This window comes from Rhizobium sp. AC44/96, assembly GCF_001692185.1.
Lineage (GTDB): Bacteria > Pseudomonadota > Alphaproteobacteria > Rhizobiales > Rhizobiaceae > Rhizobium.
Map to the genome: position 1 here is coordinate 1,058,602 of NZ_LXKO01000001.1, position 20,581 is coordinate 1,079,182.

At 59.3% G+C, this 20,581-nt stretch carries 23 protein-coding genes, 1 tRNA gene and 1 pseudogene; 16 read left to right on the forward strand and 9 right to left on the reverse strand.

What is annotated here, in order from left to right; all coding sequences use genetic code 11:
* Positions 1-60: 60 nt before the first annotated feature.
* Positions 61-594 (reverse strand): outer membrane protein assembly factor BamE, encoded by a 534-nt coding sequence (locus tag A6U87_RS05125; RefSeq protein ID WP_065690095.1) that lies wholly within the window; start codon positions 592-594, stop codon positions 61-63.
* 188 nt (positions 595-782) lie between these two features.
* On the opposite strand from A6U87_RS05125, the pseudogene A6U87_RS05135 reads away from it, so the two are divergent.
* The 7 genes and pseudogenes from A6U87_RS05135 to A6U87_RS05165 all read left to right on the forward strand — a co-directional run bounded on the left by A6U87_RS05135 (position 783) and on the right by A6U87_RS05165 (position 6,010).
* A pseudogene (locus A6U87_RS05135) lies at positions 783-1,372 on the forward strand (ubiquinol-cytochrome C chaperone family protein).
* 10 nt (positions 1,373-1,382) lie between these two features.
* Positions 1,383-1,937 (forward strand): DUF177 domain-containing protein, encoded by a 555-nt coding sequence (locus tag A6U87_RS05140; protein WP_065690098.1) that lies wholly within the window; start codon positions 1,383-1,385, stop codon positions 1,935-1,937.
* A gap of 103 nt (positions 1,938-2,040) precedes the next feature.
* Positions 2,041-3,087: a phosphate acyltransferase PlsX gene (gene plsX, locus A6U87_RS05145; RefSeq protein WP_065690099.1), complete on the forward strand. Its 1,047-nt coding sequence runs from the start codon at positions 2,041-2,043 to the stop codon at positions 3,085-3,087.
* Between the two features lie 19 nt (positions 3,088-3,106).
* Positions 3,107-4,078, forward strand: coding sequence for a beta-ketoacyl-ACP synthase III (locus tag A6U87_RS05150; RefSeq protein ID WP_065690100.1), 972 nt, complete (start codon positions 3,107-3,109; stop codon positions 4,076-4,078).
* Between the two features lie 108 nt (positions 4,079-4,186).
* The gene (locus tag A6U87_RS05155) at positions 4,187-4,525 is read left to right on the forward strand and encodes an integration host factor subunit alpha (RefSeq protein WP_065690101.1); all 339 of its coding nucleotides are present in this window, start codon (positions 4,187-4,189) and stop codon (positions 4,523-4,525) included.
* 201 nt (positions 4,526-4,726) lie between these two features.
* Entirely contained in the window at positions 4,727-5,266 is a 540-nt protein-coding gene (locus A6U87_RS05160) for a MerR family transcriptional regulator (protein ID WP_065690102.1), read from the forward strand.
* A gap of 72 nt (positions 5,267-5,338) precedes the next feature.
* Positions 5,339-6,010, forward strand: a complete 672-nt coding sequence (locus A6U87_RS05165; protein ID WP_065690103.1) for an HAD family hydrolase — start codon at positions 5,339-5,341, stop codon at positions 6,008-6,010.
* Here the strand turns inward: A6U87_RS05165 and A6U87_RS30060 are convergent.
* The gene (locus A6U87_RS30060; protein WP_198928662.1) at positions 6,007-6,156 is read right to left on the reverse strand and encodes a hypothetical protein; all 150 of its coding nucleotides are present in this window, start codon (positions 6,154-6,156) and stop codon (positions 6,007-6,009) included. The genes A6U87_RS05165 and A6U87_RS30060 overlap by 4 nt on opposite strands.
* Positions 6,157-6,400: 244 nt before the next feature.
* On the opposite strand from A6U87_RS30060, the gene A6U87_RS05170 reads away from it, so the two are divergent.
* The 7 genes from A6U87_RS05170 to A6U87_RS05195 all read left to right on the forward strand — a co-directional run bounded on the left by A6U87_RS05170 (position 6,401) and on the right by A6U87_RS05195 (position 10,445).
* Positions 6,401-7,087 carry a hypothetical protein gene (locus A6U87_RS05170; protein ID WP_065690104.1) on the forward strand — a complete coding sequence of 229 codons (687 nt, stop codon included), beginning with the start codon at positions 6,401-6,403 and terminating at the stop codon, positions 7,085-7,087.
* Between the two features lie 317 nt (positions 7,088-7,404).
* Positions 7,405-7,478, forward strand: a tRNA-Pro gene (locus tag A6U87_RS05175).
* A gap of 271 nt (positions 7,479-7,749) precedes the next feature.
* Complete coding sequence (locus tag A6U87_RS05180) at positions 7,750-8,448, forward strand: dimethylsulfonioproprionate lyase family protein (RefSeq protein WP_065690290.1); 699 nt, start codon at positions 7,750-7,752, stop codon at positions 8,446-8,448.
* Positions 8,449-8,626: 178 nt separating this feature from the next.
* Entirely contained in the window at positions 8,627-8,764 is a 138-nt protein-coding gene (locus tag A6U87_RS29105) for a DUF1127 domain-containing protein (RefSeq protein WP_083199267.1), read from the forward strand.
* A 224-nt stretch (positions 8,765-8,988) separates the two neighbouring features.
* A complete protein-coding gene (locus tag A6U87_RS05185; RefSeq protein WP_065690105.1) occupies positions 8,989-9,504 on the forward strand; it encodes a DUF992 domain-containing protein in 516 nt (171 codons plus the stop codon).
* A 333-nt stretch (positions 9,505-9,837) separates the two neighbouring features.
* The gene (locus A6U87_RS05190; RefSeq protein WP_065690106.1) at positions 9,838-10,053 is read left to right on the forward strand and encodes a hypothetical protein; all 216 of its coding nucleotides are present in this window, start codon (positions 9,838-9,840) and stop codon (positions 10,051-10,053) included.
* Between the two features lie 179 nt (positions 10,054-10,232).
* Positions 10,233-10,445, forward strand: coding sequence for a hypothetical protein (locus A6U87_RS05195; protein WP_065690107.1), 213 nt, complete (start codon positions 10,233-10,235; stop codon positions 10,443-10,445).
* A 19-nt stretch (positions 10,446-10,464) separates the two neighbouring features.
* Here A6U87_RS05195 and A6U87_RS05200 read toward each other — a convergent pair whose 3' ends face one another.
* The 5 genes from A6U87_RS05200 to A6U87_RS05220 are packed head-to-tail and all read right to left on the reverse strand — an operon-like array spanning position 10,465 to position 15,405.
* Positions 10,465-10,758, reverse strand: coding sequence for a RodZ family helix-turn-helix domain-containing protein (locus tag A6U87_RS05200; protein WP_065690108.1), 294 nt, complete (start codon positions 10,756-10,758; stop codon positions 10,465-10,467).
* Positions 10,759-10,796: 38 nt separating this feature from the next.
* Positions 10,797-12,041, reverse strand: a complete 1,245-nt coding sequence (locus A6U87_RS05205) for an O-antigen ligase (RefSeq protein ID WP_065690109.1) — start codon at positions 12,039-12,041, stop codon at positions 10,797-10,799.
* Entirely contained in the window at positions 12,038-13,597 is a 1,560-nt protein-coding gene (locus A6U87_RS05210) for an undecaprenyl-phosphate glucose phosphotransferase (RefSeq protein ID WP_065690110.1), read from the reverse strand. The genes A6U87_RS05205 and A6U87_RS05210 overlap by 4 nt, the downstream gene beginning before the upstream one ends.
* 56 nt (positions 13,598-13,653) lie before the next feature.
* The gene (locus A6U87_RS05215; protein ID WP_065690111.1) at positions 13,654-14,823 is read right to left on the reverse strand and encodes a glycosyltransferase; all 1,170 of its coding nucleotides are present in this window, start codon (positions 14,821-14,823) and stop codon (positions 13,654-13,656) included.
* A gap of 6 nt (positions 14,824-14,829) precedes the next feature.
* The gene (locus tag A6U87_RS05220) at positions 14,830-15,405 is read right to left on the reverse strand and encodes a polysaccharide biosynthesis/export family protein (protein ID WP_065690112.1); all 576 of its coding nucleotides are present in this window, start codon (positions 15,403-15,405) and stop codon (positions 14,830-14,832) included.
* 188 nt (positions 15,406-15,593) lie between these two features.
* Between A6U87_RS05220 and A6U87_RS05225 the strand changes: the two genes are divergently transcribed.
* Positions 15,594-17,750 carry a GumC family protein gene (locus A6U87_RS05225; protein WP_065690113.1) on the forward strand — a complete coding sequence of 719 codons (2,157 nt, stop codon included), beginning with the start codon at positions 15,594-15,596 and terminating at the stop codon, positions 17,748-17,750.
* Here the strand turns inward: A6U87_RS05225 and A6U87_RS05230 are convergent, their stop codons facing one another.
* Complete coding sequence (locus tag A6U87_RS05230) at positions 17,751-18,929, reverse strand: GNAT family N-acetyltransferase (protein WP_065690291.1); 1,179 nt, start codon at positions 18,927-18,929, stop codon at positions 17,751-17,753. It abuts the gene before it with no gap.
* Positions 18,930-19,059: 130 nt separating this feature from the next.
* Entirely contained in the window at positions 19,060-19,269 is a 210-nt protein-coding gene (locus A6U87_RS05235; protein WP_065690114.1) for a DUF2842 domain-containing protein, read from the reverse strand.
* Positions 19,270-19,381: 112 nt separating this feature from the next.
* Between A6U87_RS05235 and A6U87_RS05240 the strand changes: the two genes are divergently transcribed.
* Complete coding sequence (locus A6U87_RS05240) at positions 19,382-20,485, forward strand: COX15/CtaA family protein (protein ID WP_065690115.1); 1,104 nt, start codon at positions 19,382-19,384, stop codon at positions 20,483-20,485.
* Positions 20,486-20,581 lie beyond the last annotated feature (96 nt).

A 20,581-nucleotide genomic window follows, 5' to 3' on the forward strand; every position in this document is an offset into this window, starting at 1 on the left:
CATAGCCAATAAAAAACCCGCCGGAGCGATCCGGCGGGTCTTTCTTTGAGCTGCTCGCTCTTAGCGCAGGCTGCCTGGGTTCTGCGGCGACGCCGGAGCGCCGCTGGTGCCGAACAGGCCCTTTGCCATGTTCGCCGCGCTGCCGCCCGAAAGCAGCTGCTGCAGGAAGGTGAGATCCTTGCCGCCGGTCGGGGTGACGCGGTTGATCGTGTCGAACACCTTGCCATCCTTGAGCGTGTAGTTGGCACGGCGGGTCACGACGCCGTCCTTGTCGAAATAGATGGCGAGAACGCTCTGGTCGACGACCTTCAGCTTCTGGAAGGCGAGCGAGCGTTCGCGGCGCTGCGAGATGTAGTAGAACACCTCGCCGTCGAAGGTCGCCGTCGTCGAGGGCGTGCCCAGAGAAAGCAGAACCTGCTCGCGGCTCGAGCCCTCTGGAACGAGATTAAGGGATTGCTCATCGGCGACATAGCCACCGTTGAGAACGGTACCCGTTTGGCATCCAGTCAATCCGGCTGAGGCAATCAAGATGGCAATGGCTGCATTGCTGAGGAATTTCTTGTCAGACTTGAAATACCGTTTCTTCAACGACATCTACTCCCTTAACGTATCGATAGCAGCCATTGGCCCTGCAAAGTATCGCTGATGCAAAACCATTGTGGCCTTTCCGGGGTCGGATAACCGACAGCCCGGCGAGCGGCTCCCAAAAAGGTGCTGTCCCGAAAGCGGCCACCTTCGGCATTGCAATTCGCGCCTGCTTCGGTAAACCAGCTTTCGAAATCATGCAACAAGGCCGGACGCTGCTTGGCGCGAAGAAGAGGCCTTTCCGGAAAAAACAATGATCTTCGGGCTCTTTGGCAAGAAAAACAACAATCAGGCGATCGTCGATCGGCAGTATCAGACGCTGACCGCCGCGGCGCGCACGCCGGATTTCTATGAAAGCATGAATGTGCCCGATACCGTCATGGGACGGTTCGAGATGCTGTCGGCGGTCATGATCCTGTTCTTTCGGCGCACGCGTGCGTCTGCCACCAGCGGCCAGGAAATCGCACAGGAGATCGTCGATGCGTTCTTTGAGGATATCGACTACTCGATCCGCGAACTTGGCATAGGCGACAATAGTGTTCCCAAGCGGATGAAAAAGCTGGCCGGCATGTTCTACGGCCGGCTCGAGGCTTACTCGAAGGCAATGGACGCAACCGATGCCGAAGCGTTGAACGACGCACTCAGCCGAAATATACACCCGAAGGCAACCGACGCGGTCGACATGCGTGCTCTTGCAGGCTGGATGTTCGAAGCTGAAGCACATCTTTCAGCCCAGTCGGAAGATACGATCGCGACAGGTTCTGCGACGCTTCCGAAGGCTGCATGAGGAGATTACTATGAAGCACTCCACCGACGACATCCCTTTCTCCTATCTCGTCAAGGTCGGCCACATTTCCGCGAATCCGGTCGAAGTGCGCCTTGAAGCCGACAAGAGGGAATTGCTGGCAATCGCCGAGACCTGGGACGTCCTATCGGTCGACGATTTTCGTGCGGACCTGCAGATCGCTCGCTGGAAGCGTGATGGCATTCGCGTGAAGGGCAGGGTGCAAGCCAAGATCGTCCAGGCCTGTGTCGTCTCGCTCGAGCCGGTGCCGTCGAATATCGACGAGACTTTCGAGCAGATTTTCGTGCCCGAGAATTCCAAGCTGGCCCGTCGCCCCGCCAATGACGCCGGCGAAATGGTGCTCGATCCCGATGGCCCTGATCTGCCGGAGAGCTTTTCCGGCGACACGATCGATGTCGGCGAAGTCGTCACCGAATTTGCTGCCATGGCCATCGATCCCTATCCCCGGAAGGAAGGCGTTGAGTTCGGAAATCACATCGAGGACACTGGGGAAAACGACAAGAAACCGTCCGCCTTTGCCGTGCTGAAGGATTGGAAAAAGGACTGAAAGCCGTTGGTTATTTGACACAATTCAGTTGTAAGCGACGGGAAAACCGGTATTTTGGCCGAAATTTCGCCCTCCAGAGGCGAAAAACAAGGATCAGGGACGCGTGATCAGAATTTCTCTCGACCTCATGGGTGGCGACTTTGGTCCCCAGGTTGTCATCCCCGGCGCCGCGAAAGCGTTGGAAAGACATCCAGATATGTCTTTCGTGATGTACGGTTTGAAGGAACAGTGCGAGCCGATCCTCGATAAGTTTCCGAAGCTCAAGGAAAAGTCGGTTTTCCATGACTGCGAACTCGCCGTTCGCATGGATGAGAAGCCGAGCCAGGCGCTTCGTCGTGGTCGTTATGTCTCTACCATGTGGCGTTCGATCGAGGCGGTGAAGACGAAAGACGCCGACGTGGCGGTTTCTGCGGGCAATACCGGCGCGCTGATGGCCATGGCGAAATTCTGTCTGCGCACCATGGCCAATATTGAGCGCCCCGCGATCGCGGCGATCTGGCCGACGCTCAAGGGCGAGAGCATCGTTCTGGATGTCGGCGCAACGATTGGCGCTGATTCCCAGCAGTTGATGGATTTCGCGCTGATGGGTGGCGCCATGGCTCGCGCGCTGTTCGAGGTCGATCGTCCGACGATCGGTCTTTTGAACGTCGGGGTTGAAGAGATCAAGGGACAGGAAGAGGTTCGTGAGGCAGGTCGACTGCTTCGGGAAGCCAACCTCGATTCCATGGAATATTTCGGCTTCGTCGAAGGAAACGACCTCGGCAAGGGTACCGTCGACGTCGTCGTGACCGAAGGCTTTTCCGGCAATATCGCGCTGAAGGCCGCCGAAGGAACAGCGCGACAGATCGGCGAGTACCTTCGCGCCGCCATGTCGCGAACGCTTCTTGCCAAGATCGGCTATCTGTTCGCCAAGGGCGCCTTCGACATGCTGCGCGAGAAGATGGACCCAAGCCGCGTCAATGGCGGTGTCTTCCTCGGCCTGAACGGCGTTGTCATCAAGAGCCATGGTGGCGCCAATGCCGAAGGCATTTCGGCCGCTATCGAGGTCGGCTATGACATGGCCAAGAATGGCCTCAATGAGAAAATAGAAAACGACTTGCAAAAGTATCATGCCAAAAGGCTGCCGCCGATCGGGCCGGAAGCTGCATGAGCGACGAGGTTTAGTGAATATGATCCGTTCAGTGGTTCGCGGGTTCGGAGCCGCACTTCCGAAACGCGTTATGACCAATCGCGACATCGAGGATGTCGTTGACACGTCCGATGAATGGATTGTCCAGCGGACCGGCATTCGTCAGCGTTATGTTGCCGGCGACGACGAGACGACGTCCTCGCTCGGCGCTGCCGCAGCGCGCGCTGCGCTCGAAAATGCCGGCCTGACGCCTGCCGATATCGATCTCATCATCTGCGCCACCTCGACGCCTGACAATACCTTCCCGGCGACGGCTGTGAGCATCCAGAACCGCCTTGGCATGACCCATGGTTTCGCATTCGACGTCCAGGCGGTCTGCACCGGCTTCGTCTATGCCGTCACCACCGCCGATGCCTACATCCGTGGCGGTCTCGCCAAGCGCGTTCTGGTGATCGGCGCCGAGACCTTCTCGCGCATCCTGGATTGGAACGATCGCACGACCTGCGTGCTTTTCGGCGACGGCGCGGGCGCGCTCGTGCTCGAGGCATCCGAGGGCGAGGGGACGACGGCTGACCGTGGCGTCTTGACCGCGCACCTGCGCTCCGACGGTTCGCACAAGGACAAGCTCTATGTCGACGGCGGACCGTCTACAACCGGCACTGTTGGCAAGCTGCGTATGGAAGGCCGTGAAGTCTTCAAATACGCCGTCGGCATGATCACCGACGTTGTCGTGGCGGCGTTCGAGGCGACCGGCACCACCGCTGACGATCTCGATTGGCTGGTTCCGCATCAGGCCAACCGCCGCATCATCGAGGGTTCTGCAAAGAAGCTCAATATTCCGGTGGAGAAGGTCGTCATCACGGTTGACCTGCATGGCAACACCTCGGCGGCCTCCATCCCTCTGGCGCTCGCGACAGCCGCCGGTGACGGTCGCATCAAGAAGGGCGATCTCGTCATGCTGGAAGCCATGGGCGGCGGGTTCACCTGGGGTGCCGTGCTGCTGCGCTGGTAGCCGTCTCAATCGAAAAAACTGACAACGAACAAGAGCTTGACCGTAAGGCGCAAGACAAATACTCTCCGTTCGTTTCATAAAAACCTTAAACGGATGGGCGGGGAAACCATGACCGGAAAAACAGTGACGCGAGCGGATCTGGCGGAATCAGTTTTTCGCAAGGTCGGTCTGTCCAGGACTGAGTCGGCAGAGCTTGTGGAAACTGTCATAGACGAGATCTGTAACGCGATTGTTCGCGGCGAGACCGTCAAGCTTTCCTCCTTTGCAACATTCCAGGTGCGCGACAAGAACGAGCGCATCGGGAGAAATCCGAAGACCGGCGAGGAAGTGCCGATTTCGCCTCGCCGCGTCATGACCTTCAAGGCTTCGAATGTCCTGAAGACGAGGATTCTGAAGGCCCATACCCTTCGCAAGGTCAAGCAGAAGCCTGCCAACCCTGCCGTGTAATCCTCAGTGTCGACCGAGCCAAAGCTCGGTTCACAAGCCTCTTCCGTCAGCGATCTGTGCTTTACCTAAAGACGTGACTTGAATTCACGGCGGCAAACCGTTGAAATATGATGAGTCGCGGCCGAGTTCACATGTCGGTGGTTCGGTCGATGCCTTGCCGTCGTGCGGCAGGCGCGCGCCTGAAATCGCGTAGGGAGTAAGATGTTGGACAAGAGCCCAGATGCTTTCCGCACCATCAGCGAGGTAGCGGACGACCTTGATCTTCCGCAGCACGTGCTTCGCTTCTGGGAGACCCGTTTCCCGCAGATCAAGCCCATGAAGCGTGGCGGCGGGCGTCGCTATTATCGCCCGGAAGATATCGACTTGCTCAAGGGCATTCGGCATCTGCTCTACGATCATGGCTACACCATCAAGGGCGTCCAGAAGCTGCTGAAGACGAACGGCAACAAGTTCGTCATCGCGATCGGCCATGGTGATCTCGCGAGCGTTCAGGCGCTGGCTGGCGGGCAACAGGATGGCGAGGCATCGGAGCCGCGGGTCGGTCTCTCGGACGAGGACCAGGTCGTCGGTCGCGCCAAGCCGCCGATCACGCGTCGCTTCTTCAATTTCGTCGGTGGCGAAGAAGATTCACCCGAAGTGTCGATCGGTAAATCCAGCGTAGGCAAGGAAGATCGTGCGCTTCTGCAGGAAGCGCTGTACGATCTTCTCGAATGCAAACGCCTGCTCGATCAGGTTCGCTGATAGAGCTTCTGTGCAGTGTGCCGATCGATTGGCGCTGCCATCTCATCCATTCGACATGTTCAGGAGACATTCGTGTCCGCGCTCAGTTCCGTTCCCGGAAAATCCTATGATGCCTTTCTGTTCGACATGGACGGCACGCTTCTGAATTCAATCGCCGTCGTCGAGCGCGTTTGGGCAGGCTGGGCCGTTCGGCATGGCCTGGAGCCAGAGGTCTTCCTGAGGACTATCCACGGCATTCGGGCCGTCGATGTCATCAAGCAGCTGGCCCTGCCTGGCGTTGATCCGGTCCATGAGGCAAAGCAGTTGCTCGATGAGGAAATGGCCGATGTCGAGGGTATCGTGCAGATCCCCGGGGCGGTTTCCTTCCTGAACAGCATTGCGCCCGACCGGTGGGCCATCGTCACCTCCGCGCCGATCGAGCTCGCAAAGCGCCGCATGGCCGCGGCCGGTATTCCGACGCCAAGGGTTCTTGTGAGCGGTGAGGAGGTTGCCGCCGGCAAGCCAAGCCCGGAATGTTACCGTCTCGGCGCGCAACGGCTTGGCGTGGATCCCTCGAAATGTCTTGTCTTCGAGGATGCGGTCGCCGGAATTCTGGCGGGCGAGGCCGCCGGCGCTGACGTTACTGTTATCACCGCAACGCATACGACGCCGTTCGAGACGCCGCATTTTTCCATTCCGGACTATTTGGAGTGGCGCGTCAACGCTGCCGCCGATGGGCGCGTCGGCCTCGCGCCGGCATCCTAGTTTTTCTTCTGCAGCGCCTGCTTGCGCATCCGCTCGAACGCGGCCTGCATCTTGGCTTTGACCGAGCCGAGCGTGCCGAGTTCGTGTCCGCAGGTGAAGCAGGTGAGGATATCGCTATCCAACGGCTCCGGCCGCTCGAACTTCATTCTTGTGTTCCTGCACTTCGGGCAGGGGATTTCGATCTGCATGTCTCTCAAACTCCCTATGTCGCGCCGTCCCCTTAGTCGCAAGCAAACGATTGGGCAAGCGCTTTGAACCTGCTGGTGTTGCAGCTCTTAAAGGCAACCTAGTCGTCAGTCAGTCTCGGCGCGCGTCCTCCGGCATGGGCGCCACCTAATTTCTTTTTTCTTGCCCTAGTGCTAGACGTCTCTCTGTGGCGAGGGGTGTTCTGTGGATCTCAAAGATATTTTGGTTGAAGTTGAGGACTTAATTAGGACTGCCCCTGACCCTTACTACGCTTGGGGAGTAGATCAGCTTGACTGGTTAGGGCGCGCCAAAGCAGTGCTTGCCCTGCAGGATACGGGTCTTGCCGTAGAATCGATGGTTGCAGTTGAATCAGCAATGTCGAGCCCTTCGTTCGGCAACGGCAAAGAGAAAGTAATACTGCTCCTTCATCAGGCACGCCATTCACTACGAATGCGAACGGTTGGTCCGCTAAGTCTGGCGGTATCAAAGGGAATGGTCTTCGATTATTTCGATGCTGTGCGGCGTATTGTTGAAGGTGCTAGAAGAGAGGTCTTCTTCATAGATCCATATCTCAGTGCTGACTTCGTTCAACGATATCTGCCTTTCGTAGCCGCAGGCGTTCGGGTTCGCCTGCTTGGCAGAGAGAAATTCAGCGCACTCCAGCAAGCCGCTGCAATGTTCGCACAGCAGAGCGGCCTTGCAGTAGAAGCCCGTAGCGGATCGAAGTTTCATGACCGCTATTTGTTGATTGATGGTGAGACAGGTTATGGTTCTGGCGCATCATTCAAGGATGGTGGGGTCAATACACCTACCGTTTTGCTGGAACTACATGATGTGCTTCCCCAAGTCTTGGAAACTTATCACTCTCTTTGGAACGATAGCGCCCAATAGGTCTGGACCCGATGTGGCATACGTCAGCTGGCTCTGCAGAGCGAAGGGTCGGAGGAAGTAACGGCAAGCAGGAGTGAATAGCGTTCGCTGGTTCGAAAAATATGGCTTCTCACGAAGCATCCTCCATTCGGCGCGGACTACGCATCCGCCCCGTAATTATCTCTCAGAAGCGTGGAAAGCTTCGCGATTCCCGAGGGACTTTCTGTGCCGCCGCGTGCTTTTCCACCCCCTTGTTCCATTTTCATTCCAACTCCTCTATTTTTCGCTTGCGCCGAAAATCCCGAAAGACTAACAGGATCAAGCCTGTTTAGGCGTGACGGAATGTAGCGCAGCCCGGTAGCGCACTTGACTGGGGGTCAAGGGGTCGTCGGTTCGAATCCGGCCATTCCGATATTTTCAAGGTTTAGCGGACGCGTGACGCTTTCTCCTTACAAAGCCAGTTAGCGACACCGCTAGCTGGCTTTTGTTTTTGGCGATGCGCCCGGCAGTGATGGGTCTTCTCGCCTGAATCCGGCAGTCCGAGGTGGCAAGAGACTTTCTTTTGCCATCGGATGCAGGGTATATCAGCGGCCATTATCTTCATGTGGATGGTGGTTTGATCTAGCGACTTTACTGGCAATAGTCGCTATGAGCAGCAAAATGGAATGAAGACGGAACAGGGAATGCGGCAGGTGTCGGACAGGTCAGTAACGCGAAGCGCGGACCTTCTACTCAATGACGATAGCGAGCCCGCGCGCCGGCAGGTTTCGCAGCAGGGCGCGGGCTACCGCCCTTCAGACCTCCAGGAGGTCCTGAATGTCGTCGGCGACGTTTTGCTGTCCCCGCAGGCTCCCGATATGGCCGGATATGTGGCCGGCAACGTCTACCGACGGCTTGAGAAGCGTGGCTCTGTGCGGGAAGCTTCCGCAACCGATCTGAAGCCGCCGGAGCATCTGCAGCGCGCGCTTGCAAACGTAGCGGCTTCCCTGTCGCGTTTCGCAGCCATAAAGGAATCGCTTTTCAACGTTGCGGAACGGCTGACATGGCGCCGTGGCCGCGGCGGCCCTTTCGCGAGCCTGAATTTCGAGACGGCACACGCACATGCGGTGATCGTCGGCCCAGGCGGTATGGAAGAGCGCAGCGACGTGCGCCTGGGACTGACCCTGATGGCGCCCTATAGCCGCTTTCCCGACCACGTCCAGTTTCATTCGCGGGTGTTCATGTTGTTGTCGGATGGAGAGGTCTGCCTCGACGACAGCAACTGGTTCCGGGCTACGGCGGGAACGATCTTCTTCAATGAAGCCGGCCGCAAGTTTGCGATGCGCTGCACCGCAGAGCCACTCCTTGCGATCTGGTGCCACGTCGAGGACGCGTCTCTCTAGGGACGCCAGCCTTCCAGTCTAGTCAACTTTGTTTTGATGCGCCGCGCTTGCGCCCAGCGTGCAGCCGCCGCTGGAATGCACGCATCTGCAAATTCCAGATGCCTCATATGCAAATTTCGATCTGCTCACTCCATGTGCAATGCGCTATATAATTGTGCAACGCAAAAGGAGAAATGCAATGAATATCGCCAACAGGATTGTTGAGTTCTTTCAGCTTGGTAAGGCATACCGCGAACTGGCTCGTATGGATGATGCCGCACTGAAGGACATCGGTGTAAGCCGTTCGGATCTCAAGCGCCGAGTTTACGGTCGCTGATCGTTTTCAGCCAATACCGGTATTGAAGGGCCTGCCTACGCGGGCCTTTGTTGTTTCTGCCCCCGGGTGGCAGTTGACAGTCGTCGCAAGACTGAAGCGATCAGGAGTTGCGCGGCAACGGCGCCAAGTGGCGGAATTAACAGATAAATGACGAAGTTGCGCGCCCGGGCTTGGTAAATTATTGGGCAGCCCTATGTTGATTGCGAAAACATAAGGAGAAGGCCATGACAAAGAAGATCGCAGTAGTACTCGCAACGGCGGTTCTGGCGCAGTCATTTGCCACGAGTCTTGCCGCTGCCGACCTCAATCGTACTTATGTGGCGCCCGATAGCAGTGACGGCGTCAGGATCGGTGTTCTGGCATGTAACATTGGTGGGGGCATCGGCTATCTCATTGGCTCGGCCAAGACGCTCGAATGCGTCTTTACGCCTGCCGGCGGTGGAACCCCTGATTATTACAGCGGCGCGGTGCGCAAGCTGGGCGTCGACGTCGGCTTCACGACGCGCGGCGGGCTGGTTTGGGCTGTGTTCGCGCCGACCGCCGGCTATCACCGCGGTTCACTGGGCGGCCTTTACCAGGGCATAACCGCTGAGGCGACACTTGCCGGCGGCGTTGGCGCCAATATCCTGATTGGTGGGACCTCAGGATCGATCCACCTGCAGACGATCAGCGTGACCGGCCAGCTCGGCCTCAACGTGGCTGCGACGGGAACCTCGGTGACCCTCACGCCTGCTGGCTAGGCATGCCCTTTCGGAGGCAGGACGCTATTTGCGTCCGGATGACAAGATGAAAGAGCCGCCAAGTGCGGCTCTTTCGCATTTGTGCGTGTAGGGTTGCTTTGATTCCCGCGACGCACGCTGACCGTGTTTATGTGGGTGGCACAATTTCTCGCGGTATAGACCGGCGACGATTTTCGGCTGTTATTGCGAGAGTCACGAGATCATCATAAGGCACAGAGTGTTGTTGAGCGTTGAGATTCATTTAATAAGTAATTCGCTAATATAAGTACATGATGGATCTCGAAATTAACGAAATTGCGTGCTAGATGTATTTGGGGATACGTCTGGTGGGCCATGTTGGATCGTAATCGTGACGAGATGTGCAGAAAAGATATTGCCAAGGCTTTTGACGAGTTGACCAGTCAGGCAACTCAGTCCGGTTGGCCGGCACACGAAGCGGCGCTCGTTCTCTATGAGCTCGCCGAGGCTTACCTGATGCAGGCGGGTGCCACGATCATCATCGAAGGATCGATGCAGTCGCAGTTCATCAGTGACCGTTTGAAGGGGTGAGCGGCAGCCGCCTTCCTGCGCAGAGGCAGTGTCGGACCGTTCACATTAATGTTTCCTAACACAACATGAGTTGATAAATGCCGATCCTGCGCGCATAGTAATCGCATTGTCGGCTATGGAAGGGCGGCCGGCTTTTAGGCTGTCTGTGTTGGTAGCCCTGGATGGGACGTGCAGCTCCGATGCTCAAATCCCCTATATTTCCGCGCGATTTGCCGCTGTTCTCGGAAGATCTGAATCTTCTATCGGGGGTCCTCGACGACGTTTGCGAGAACCGGGGCATCAGCCGAAACACGGCGGAAGCCGAGCACATCGGTGCGTTGATCATCCAGCTCTATCGGCAGGGCGTCAAAGACCCCGCCAAGCTCGCGGCTCTCGGCAAAGCCTATCTCTAGCGATCACCCGCCGGAGCAATCAGTCATCATTGGCAGCGTTGAGGTTTTCCGGCCTGATGCCTTCATCGGCCGCCGACCGGGCTTTCAGCCGCACGCCGGGCCCGCCTTCGTCATGATTGCCGCTTGCGATGAAGATGATGCCGGCTGCCTCCAGGGCATGCTTTATGGCGAGCACGGCGTGTGGTTCGCCATTCGCTTCATCTTCTTCGAGTGTTTCGATGGTTGCAATCGGCAGGCCCGAGGCGGCTGCCAGTTGCTCGATGCTCAATCCGGTCATGGCGCGGGCACCGCGCATTTGTGTCGCTGTGATCATAAGGAAAGTCTAGCGCGGCGGCGAGCGTTCGCAAGGGGCTAGCGGTGCGCGCGACGGTTCTCGTTGCGAATATGCCGTGCCTCGAGAGCGACGCAGCCCCAAACCACGCCGAACAGGAGGTAAACGTGGCGCCAGTGGTCGATGTCGATGACATTGCCGATCGCCGCGTGTCCGAGAACGGCGATCCACCCGATCATCAGGTATGGTTGCCAGGGCCGGTCCTTCAGCAAGTGCTTGAAACCCAGGCACAGGGTGCAGCACAGCATGCCGACATAGCTGATGAAGCCGAGCCATCCATAGGTCGTCAGTGACTTCAGCCAGATATTATGCTCGTCCTCGGGAAAGATGGTGCCGAAGACCATTGGCCCTATGCCCAGAGGTCGTTCCATCATCATCGTGAAACCAATGCGGTGTCGCTCGAAGCGCCCGAGATGCTCGCCGTCGTAGTCCTGGACCAGCTGCGCACGCGTCGAGAAGAGGTCGCTCACCTTGGGAAACTGGAGGGCGATGAGCAGCGATGCCGTCATCATCATGATCGCGGCCAGCGACAGGATGAGAATGCGCAGGCGAAAGGCTCCGCTGCGCTCCTTCAATAGCATGAGGAAGACGAGCAGCAGCACGCCAAGCAGGAAGAGACCCCATGCTGCGCGGGAGAACGAGAGAAAGACGCCGAAGGCGAGGATCAGCAGGGCTCCGGCCCGGATCGGAGCAGACCGCAAATTTCCGGTCAGTATTCCATGGACCAGATAGAGCGAAGGGGGGACCAGAAATGGGCCGAAAACGTTCGGATCCTGGAAGGCCCCCTTGGCACGGTCATAGAGCGTGAAGACCTCGGCGCCGGGGAAGGCGTGAAAATAGCCAAGGATGCCGAGCGTCGCGGTGATCACGGCGGCAAAGACCCAGGCGTTGAAGATCAGCGGCAGGCGTCGGTGGCTGTCTTCTATGATCGCCGCGTAGAACACGGCCGTCAGTGCGAGGAAGCTCGAAACGGCAACATACATCGGTCCGTCGGCGAGGTCCCGCATCTGCGTCAACGATAGCATGCCGCCGACGTTGAATGTCATGAGAAGCGCCAGGAGAGGGGCGGTGTAGCGGGAGATCCTGAGTCCGAGGATGAACCAGATACCGACTAGGCCGGCCATCCAGAGCTCGTAAGGGGCGGGTTCATTGATGACGAAACCGGACAGGAAGACGCCGAATGCGACCGCTGCCGATCCGATCAGACGCAGCGTCGCCCGCTGCGGATTGGCGACGCGGGAATATGCCGCCTCCACCGTGCTCAATAGGCGTTTTCCGTATTGAACAGCCGGAATGGCGTCAGGAACAGGATCTTCAGATCGAACCAGAGCGACCAGTTCTCGATGTAGTAGAGGTCGTATGCGGTGCGGAACTTGATCTTGTCGTCGTTGTCGACCTCGCCGCGCCATCCATTGATCTGTGCCCAGCCGGTCACGCCCGGCTTGACGCGATGGCGGGCGAAGTAGCCTTCGACCACGTCGCCGAAGGCGCGATCGCGGGCCTGGGCAAGCACTGCGTGGGGACGTGGCCCGACGAGGGAGAGCTCGCCGCGGAGAACGTTGAAAAGCTGCGGCAGTTCGTCAATCGACGATTTGCGGATGAAGCGCCCAACGGGCGTGACGCGCGGGTCCCCCTTCGTCACGGCAGCGCGACCGGTCGGGTCGCCCATGTCGGTATACATGGACCGGAACTTGAAGATGTTGATCACTTCATTGTTGAAGCCATGCCGTTTCTGCATGAAGAAGACGGGGCCCTTCGAGGTTGCCTTGATGGCAATCGCCGTCGCCAGCATGATCGGCCAGACGATAGCGAGCGCGATGACGGCGAAGAAGACGTCGAAGCAGCGCTTGGCAACCGAATCCCAATCGCGGATCGGCTTGTTGAATATGTCGAGCATCGGCACCGCGCCGACATGCGAGTAGGCGCGCGGACGAAAGCGCAGGCGGTTTGCGTGCGCGGCTAGGCGGATGTCGACCGGCAGGACCCAGAGCTTTTTCAGCAGCTGCAGGATACGGGCCTCAGCGCTGAGCGGTAGCGCGATGATCAGCATGTCAATGCGCGTCATACGACCGAACTCGACGAGCTCGGCAACCGTCCCGAGCTTGGGATAGCCGGCCACCATGATCGGCGACCGTTGCTCTCCGCGGTCATCGAAGATGCCGCAGATGCGGATGTCGTTGTCGGGCTGCTGCTCCAGCAGGCGGATCAGGTTCTTTGCCGGTTCGCCGCCGCCGACGATGACAGCGCGCCGCTCCATGATGCCGTTGCGCGCCCAGTTGCGGATGCCGTAGGCGATGAGGAAACGCGAACCCAACAGAAATACGGCGCCGAGGGCAAACCAGAAGAGGTAGGATTGGGCATGCGCCCAGCCGATCCCACCAAGCAGGCTCGTGGCTGCCGCCGTCAACAGGAAGGCGACCGTCCACGCGGCGAATACACGAGGCAGCAGCCGGATCCGCGCGCGCAACGGCGGAATGGAATAGTTGTCGGTGACCTGTAGTGCGACAACGAGCACGGCTGCAGCGACGGCCGCCGTCGCGGCGCGACCCAGGAAGGTGTCGGTAACGTCACCGGGCCAGATGAGGAAGGCAAGGAGACCGATCGCAAACTGCGATACGAACTCGAACAGCCGCAGTTGCCCGATCATGATCGATGGCGAGCGTGTCTCTTCGCTGAATTGCGCGGCGATCTGTCTTGCAAACTCGTTGATCGGCTCGGAAGGCGCTTCAGCTTCCGTGTCGCTGCCACGCAGATTGATGCCGGAAACCTGCTTGCGCAGTGCTTCCAGATCGAATTGATCGTTTTTCTCTGCCTTGTTCATGAGGCTACCGCATCTGGTTGTCCAAATGGCAATAGCAGAAAGGCACTAAGAAACTTTTACGAAGCAGCAGCAGTAGTTTGGCTATGCTGGGTGTCCAGCAGTTCGCGGTACAATTTCAGCACATCACTGGCCATGACCGAGGCTGAAAAGACGGACCGCACGCTTTCTATTGCCGGCATGACTGCATCGTGCCAGCCGGGAATGCGGATCGCGTCAGCCATCACGCGAGCCAGATCGTCGGCATCTTCGGGTTTCACGAGAGCGGCGCTATCCACGCCGAGAGCTTCTGGAATGCCGCCGACGCGGGTGGCGATGATGGTCTTGCCGGCGGCCAGGCCTTCCAGGACGATGTAGGGAAGGGCTTCCGCCCGCGATGGCACGACAAGGTTCTGCGCCATCGCGAAGGCCTGCTGCACCCGCATCGCGGGCAGCATTCCGATGCGCTTGCCGAGCCCGCGTTCCACCATCATGTCGCGATATTTATCCCGGTCCGGCCCATCGCCGATCATCAAGGCAGAGAGAGGCCGTCCGAGGATCCGCTCCGCTTTTGCGAAGGCGTCTATAAAAAGGTCGGGACCCTTAAGGTCCCGCAGCATCCCGATATAGATGTAATGCACGGCGTCCGATCGCGTTGGCACGGGCGCGAAATCCCGTTCGCCTATGCCATTATAGATCAGCCGCGTTTCCGTTCGTGGGCGTCCGACCTTCCTGGCGTAGGTGTCGCGCTCGTACTCGCAGATGAAGACGAGCGCATCGGTGAAGTATTCCTGCAGCCGCTCCATGCGCAGGACGAACTGTCCGATGAGTGAGGAGCGGGAATAATGCAGGCTTCCACCGTGCGCGGTATAGAGGCGGGCTACGCGATACCTGTTCACCCGCAAGGCTGAGCCGGCAAGTCGCGCGAGCACGCCGCCTTTGGCGCCGTGTCCGTGCAGCACATCCGGCCGCAAGCTTTTGATATGTTTGTATGTGTCCCAGATAACGCCGATATCGGAGAAGCTGACCGAGCGGCGGATCGGCACGCGGATCAGACCGAGAGCGAGATAGGGACGGATTTCGTCAAAAAGACTGTCCTCGTGCTCGCCGCCGGTCGAACTGTCGCAAATGATGCCGACTTCATGCCCTGCCTTGCTATGCTCGATCACCAGGTCGCGGACATGGCGGAAGATTCCGCCGACCGGGGACCTGAAGCAATGGAGGATGCGAAGAGGGCGCTGTTTGCTCATCAAGGGTCAGAAGAGCCGTTCGCGCACGTAGATCGTGTCGCCTGCGATGATCGCCGAGGAGATGTTGACCCGGCCCGTCAGAACCTGGCCGTTAATCTTGCGTGTGACGTCGACGGCGCCCTGGTTTGCCCTGGCACTGAAGCCACCGGCCACAGCCACGGCATTTTGTACGGTCATGCCCGGGACGTAGGCATATTGGCCGGGCTGGCCGACTTCGCCCATGATGAAGATCGAGCGGTAACGATCGACGTCGATCGTGACGTCGGGATCGCGCAGGTAGCCCTGCTTGAGCTTCTGGGCGATTTGGCCCGAGAGTTGCTGCAGGGTACGACCGCGCGCCGGCACTTGGCCGATAAGCGGGAAGGCGATGTATCCGGCCTGGTCGATCGTGTAGACGTTCGTCATGCTCGGCTGGTCGAATACGGTGATGCGCAATCGATCGCCGCTATCCAGCGAATAGGGCTGGATCGTCGCCTGGTTGAAGGCCTGCGGGGCCGGCTTGTAGCTATTGCAGCCCGCCAACACCGCAGTCATGGCGGCGAGGCTCAGGGCCAGCAGAAGTTTTGGCTGTGCAACAGGCATGCGCAGGTGCTCGCAAGAAATGAATGTGTTCTTCGCTGTTATCATTCCGTTAGGGTTAATAGCCGGTAAAGGGAGGGCATTTTTCCCCTTCCCGGTGCTGAAGGACCCAACGGCACGCACTCAAGCATTAACCCTTGAGTTACTGTAATCATTTACCTTCGCCGCACGTTTGTTCTTGGAGTACGAGCATGTCCGGCGTAATGGGTCATCAGGATGTGGACATTGATCTTGGCCAGTTGGTCCGCGCGGTATGGGCGCGGCGCCTGAAGGTCGCTGCGATCACCGTGCTCGGGGCAGGGGTCGCTTTTACCGGCGCCAAGATGATGGCGCCGAAATATCGTAGCGAGACACGCATCCTGATCGAGCCGCGTGCTCCGGCTTTCGCGACAGCCCAGGCCAATGACCCCGGCGCCAGCCCGCTTCTCGACGAGCTCAACATCGCAAGCCAGGTCCAGCTTCTTCAATCCGCGGATCTGATCAAGCAGGTCATCAACAGCCAGAAGCTTTACGCGCTTCCGGAATTCGACGCCGCGGCCAACGGGTCGGCGCTCAACGATATCCTGATCGCGCTTCATCTGAAGAAGAGTCCTCTGGAGAGCCCGCCCGAGGAGCGGGTGATCGATGCCTTCACCGAGCGATTGCAGGTCTACCAGGTCCCCGGTTCGCGGGTGATCGGCATCACCTTCACGTCAAAGGATCCGAAGCTCGCGGCGACCATTCCGAACGCGATGGCTGCGGCGTATCTCGTCAAGCAAAGCGGCGCGAAGCTCGATTCCAATTCGGAGGCGACGCGCTGGCTGGAGCCCGAAATCGAGACCCTTCGCAGGAAGGTCAGCGAGGCGGAGCAGAAGGTTGCCGAATATCGCGCCGAACACGGTCTGTTGCCGACCAACACAGGCACCAATTTTCCGACGCAGCAGCTGAACGATATCTCCGCTGAGTTGACGCGCGTGCGCGGCGAGCGGGCCAATGCGGAGGCCCGCGCCCGGTCCGTTCGCGACAGCCTGTCATCAGGCGAGCCGTCGGATACGCTTCAGGACATCATGTCTTCGCAGTCGATCCAGCGTCTGAAGGGTACGGAATCTGCTCTGCAATCGCAGATCTCTGATCTTCAGACCTCGTTGCTCAACAATCACCCGCGGCTTAAAAGCCTTCGGGCGCAGCTTGCCGACATCAAGGCGCAGATCCGCCAGGAGACGCAAAGAATTCTGTCGAGCATCGAGAACGAGGCCAAGGTTGCGGCCCTCCGTCAGGCTGAGCTCGAGCAGCAATCCGACAAGGTCAAGGCAAGCAGCGCGCAGGCGGGCGAAGACGAAGTCGGCCTCAACGCGCTGGAACGCGAGGCGGTCGCCCAGCGGCAGCTTCTTGAAACCTATCTGTCGCGCTACCGCGAGGCGGCCTCCCGCGCAGACAAGAATTCCAGTCCTGCGGACGCGCGCGTCGTGTCGAATGCCATCCAGCCAGTCGATCCCTATTTCCCGAAGGTCGTCCCGATCGTCACGGTCGTTGCGCTCGCGACCTTCATCCTGACTTCGATCGCAATCATGCTGGCCGAGTTGTTTAGCGGTCGGGCGCTGCGCCCTGTCGGAGTTTCCACCGCCGCCGAGGAAGAACCGGTCGAGAAGGATGAAATCGTTCATTCCGAACCGCGCAGGAGCGCGGCCACTCCGAGCATGCTGGCTCTGACGGCCGAGGACGAAGAGCCTGTCGAGGACGTCGCCGATGTGCTCCCCGAGGAGCCGGCGGTCGACGACAACGAGTTTTCCGTCGCGTCTGTCGCCGATTACCTGATCGGCAGCCGAGCCCCGCTTGCGATCGCGATTTCGCCGACCGGCGATCGCGGTTCGGCAGCCACCGTGTCTCTCGCGCGTAAGCTGGCCGATGCGGGGTCGCGTGTCGTTCTGGTCGATATGACGGGGTCCGGCTGCCCGACCGACCTCATGGCGCAGGATCGCGACGCGCTCGGCATCACCGATCTTCTCTGCGGGGAAGCAGCATTCGGCGACACGATCCACGGCGATCGCCTGTCCGATGCGCATCTCATTCCCCAGGGCGTGAGCGATACGCGACGGGCCATGCGCGGCGCCAGCCGCCTTTCGCTGCTGCTGGACGCGCTTGCTTCGGCCTATGATATCGTGCTTGTCGAATGTGGTGCGGCCGACGTCGCAGGCGTCTCACGTCTGACGCAGAGCAAGGATGTCGAAATCATCCTCTCGATGCCTGATATTGTCGAAGACGAGTTTGTCGCCGCGATGACCGCTTTCGAAGCGGCCGGATACAGCCGTGTCGTACTCATGTCAGGCGACGATCCGGCGGACGACATGATATCGCGCCAGGCGGCGTGATCAGACGCCGGCAACCCTGCGCGTGCGCTGGGCGAATTTGTAGAGACGCTCGCGGCTTTTGACGTAAGCCTTGCCGCGGGTGATGGCGCGATACGCAAGACCGGCCAGAGACCCTCGTGCGGTGATGGGCAAGACTACGTCATGATGATCTGTTTCGACGGGTGCCCAGGAGCGCTTGTAGCCCTGATCGCCGAGGCCAAAGTCGAAGAGGCTGACGCCCTTGCCGTGAAGCCCCGAGATCATCTGCCAAAACAGGAATTCACCCGGGCTCGCCTCCGCGGCAATCCCCTCATCGATCGCGCTGAATTGGCAGATGACGTGGTCGGCCTTTCTGGAGATGCCGGCGACCGCCGCGATCTTTCCATCATGTTGGCCCTTCAGGCGGATTGCGTGCATTTCCAGCGGGAATGCCTCGCCGGTTCTTGCATCGATCGCGCCACGCAGGAAGACTTTGGTTTCAGGATCAGCGAAGACGTCGGGCAGGCCCATGGCCGCGAAGCGTTCACGCTTCATCTGAAAGAAGCGGTCGAGAAGCCAATGCTGTTCCTCCGGGCGACCGCCGGCGACATAGTCGAAGCCACCGAGCGCTTCGAGCCGCTTGGACTGCACCCGGAACTTCTTGCGTCGACCCTTTGCGTTCAGCTGGGCAAGGGTCGCTTCGAAGGTCTCCAGCAACGGAAGCTGGTAGGCATGATTTTGGTTTCGCACCATCGGCAATGCGGCGAGCGGATTTTGACGCTCGCGCCAGATCAACGGAATGTTCTGGAGCAGCAGAAGATCGGCTCGCCCGCGCAACGCCACCCGCAACTGTTCTGCGAAGCCGCGGTCGGCTACGAAATCGGCCGAAAACAGTCCGGTATTGATGTTGCTGTGGTCGGCGCCGATGAATTTGGCGACCCGTCCGCCGTATGACGGAACGATCTCGACAGGCAGGATGAACACCGTCTGCCGGCCCGACCTTCCGCGAATGATGGTGACAGCGCGGCCATGTGCCCGGACCCAGGCAGCGCACCAGTCGTAGCCCTGATGCAGAGAGGTCAGGGCATCCGTTTCAAGGGCGCGCCATTCCTTCTCGAGGGGTTCGATCGCATCCACGATGTCGATCTCGTAGGCGCCGGCTATCGGCGCTGAAATGCCATGCCTGCTGCCGCCCAGGGGCTCTTCATCGATATGAAGCATCTGCGTTTGCACAGGGACTCTCCGGTCAAGCTCGTTGCGCGAAGAGAATAGAGAGCAGAAGCGTGAATTTTGTTTATGCCGGCGCGTGAGCCGGGATTTCCGCCGATCACGGTTATCCGGCGATTAACGCTTACTGCTGCTTCGGGCCGGCCATCCACTTGATGATGACCATTGCCGGCAGCACCCAGAGCAGGCCGCTCAGTGCGAAATAGAGCAGATGCCCCCACCAGGGCGCATCTCCGAGTGTCGCAACCGCGATGGTGTTCGCGAGCAGCGCATAGAAGAGCACGAGAACGACGATGAGGATCGTGCCGATGAACTTGCGAAGGCGAACAGGCATCGATTGTCTTTCAAAAGAGATTGGCAACCGCCGCGACGGCATGCCGCAAAGGTTCGGGGCTTGTTTTGCATGAGCCGCTAAGGCAAATCAACAGCGCAGATAAGGAGCCGTCATGAGCATCGCGAACACGACCATCGAGAAGCAGCTGTTGCAGGAAGTACGCACGCAGGACAGCAACCGTCGCGTCGTCCGTATCTGGCTCGGGTTCGTTCTTCTGGCGCTTTTCTGTCTTGTGATTGTCGGTGGCGCCACCCGGCTGACCAATGCTGGCCTGTCCATCACCGAGTGGAAGCCCATCCACGGCGTGATCCCGCCGCTGAATGCAGCCGAATGGGAAGAGGAGTTCAAACTCTACCAGCGCATTCCCGAATATCAGGTGCTCAACAGCGACATGACGGTTGAGCAGTTCAAGGGGATCTTCTGGTGGGAATGGGCGCATCGGCTGATTGCTCGCGGCATCGGGGTGATCTTCGCGTTGCCGCTGTTTTATTTCTGGGCGACTGGCCGGATCGAGAAGCGCCTCCGCTGGCCACTGGTCGGCATTCTTGCCCTCGGCGGCCTCCAGGGCGCGATCGGCTGGTGGATGGTGTCGTCGGGTCTCTCCGTTCGCACCGATGTTAGCCAGTACCGGCTCGCCACGCATCTGGTCATGGCGTGTCTGATCTTTGCGTCCTGCATGTGGATCATGCGGGGACTGTCGCCGCACTCCGACGATGCGCCGCCGACGTCAAGTTCGCGCGCCTGGGCAGGCGCCATCGCCATTTTCGCGTTGTTCCAGATCTATCTCGGCGCGCTCGTGGCGGGGCTCGATGCCGGCTTCACTTATAACACCTGGCCCTTGATGGACGGTGCCGTGGTCCCGTCAGATCTCCTGATACAGCAGCCTGCCTGGATCAACTTCTTCGAAAATCCCAAGACGGTGCAGTTCATTCACCGCGTCGGAGCCTACACGCTGTTTGCGCTAACGCTGGTCAACATGATCATCGCGCTCAGCGCGGCGCCTTCGACCACGCATGCCCGCCGCGCCGTCGTCCTTTTTGCGCTCGTCGTCATCCAGGCGTCGATCGGTGTCGCCACCTTGCTGCTTCACGTCCCACTCCATTGGGGACTGCTGCACCAGGCGGGCGCACTTGTCGTCTTCGGCTTCGCGGTCGCCAACTGGCGCGGCTTCTATGGCGAATACCCGCGCAAGACGGTGATCTCCGAGCGCGACTAGCGCTCCGCCTGCTTGCAGGCGAATGCCGAGACACAGAGATTTTTAGTTTCGTTTGTCGAATCGGGCCTCCCATCGCCGTCCTTGTCAGAACGTAGA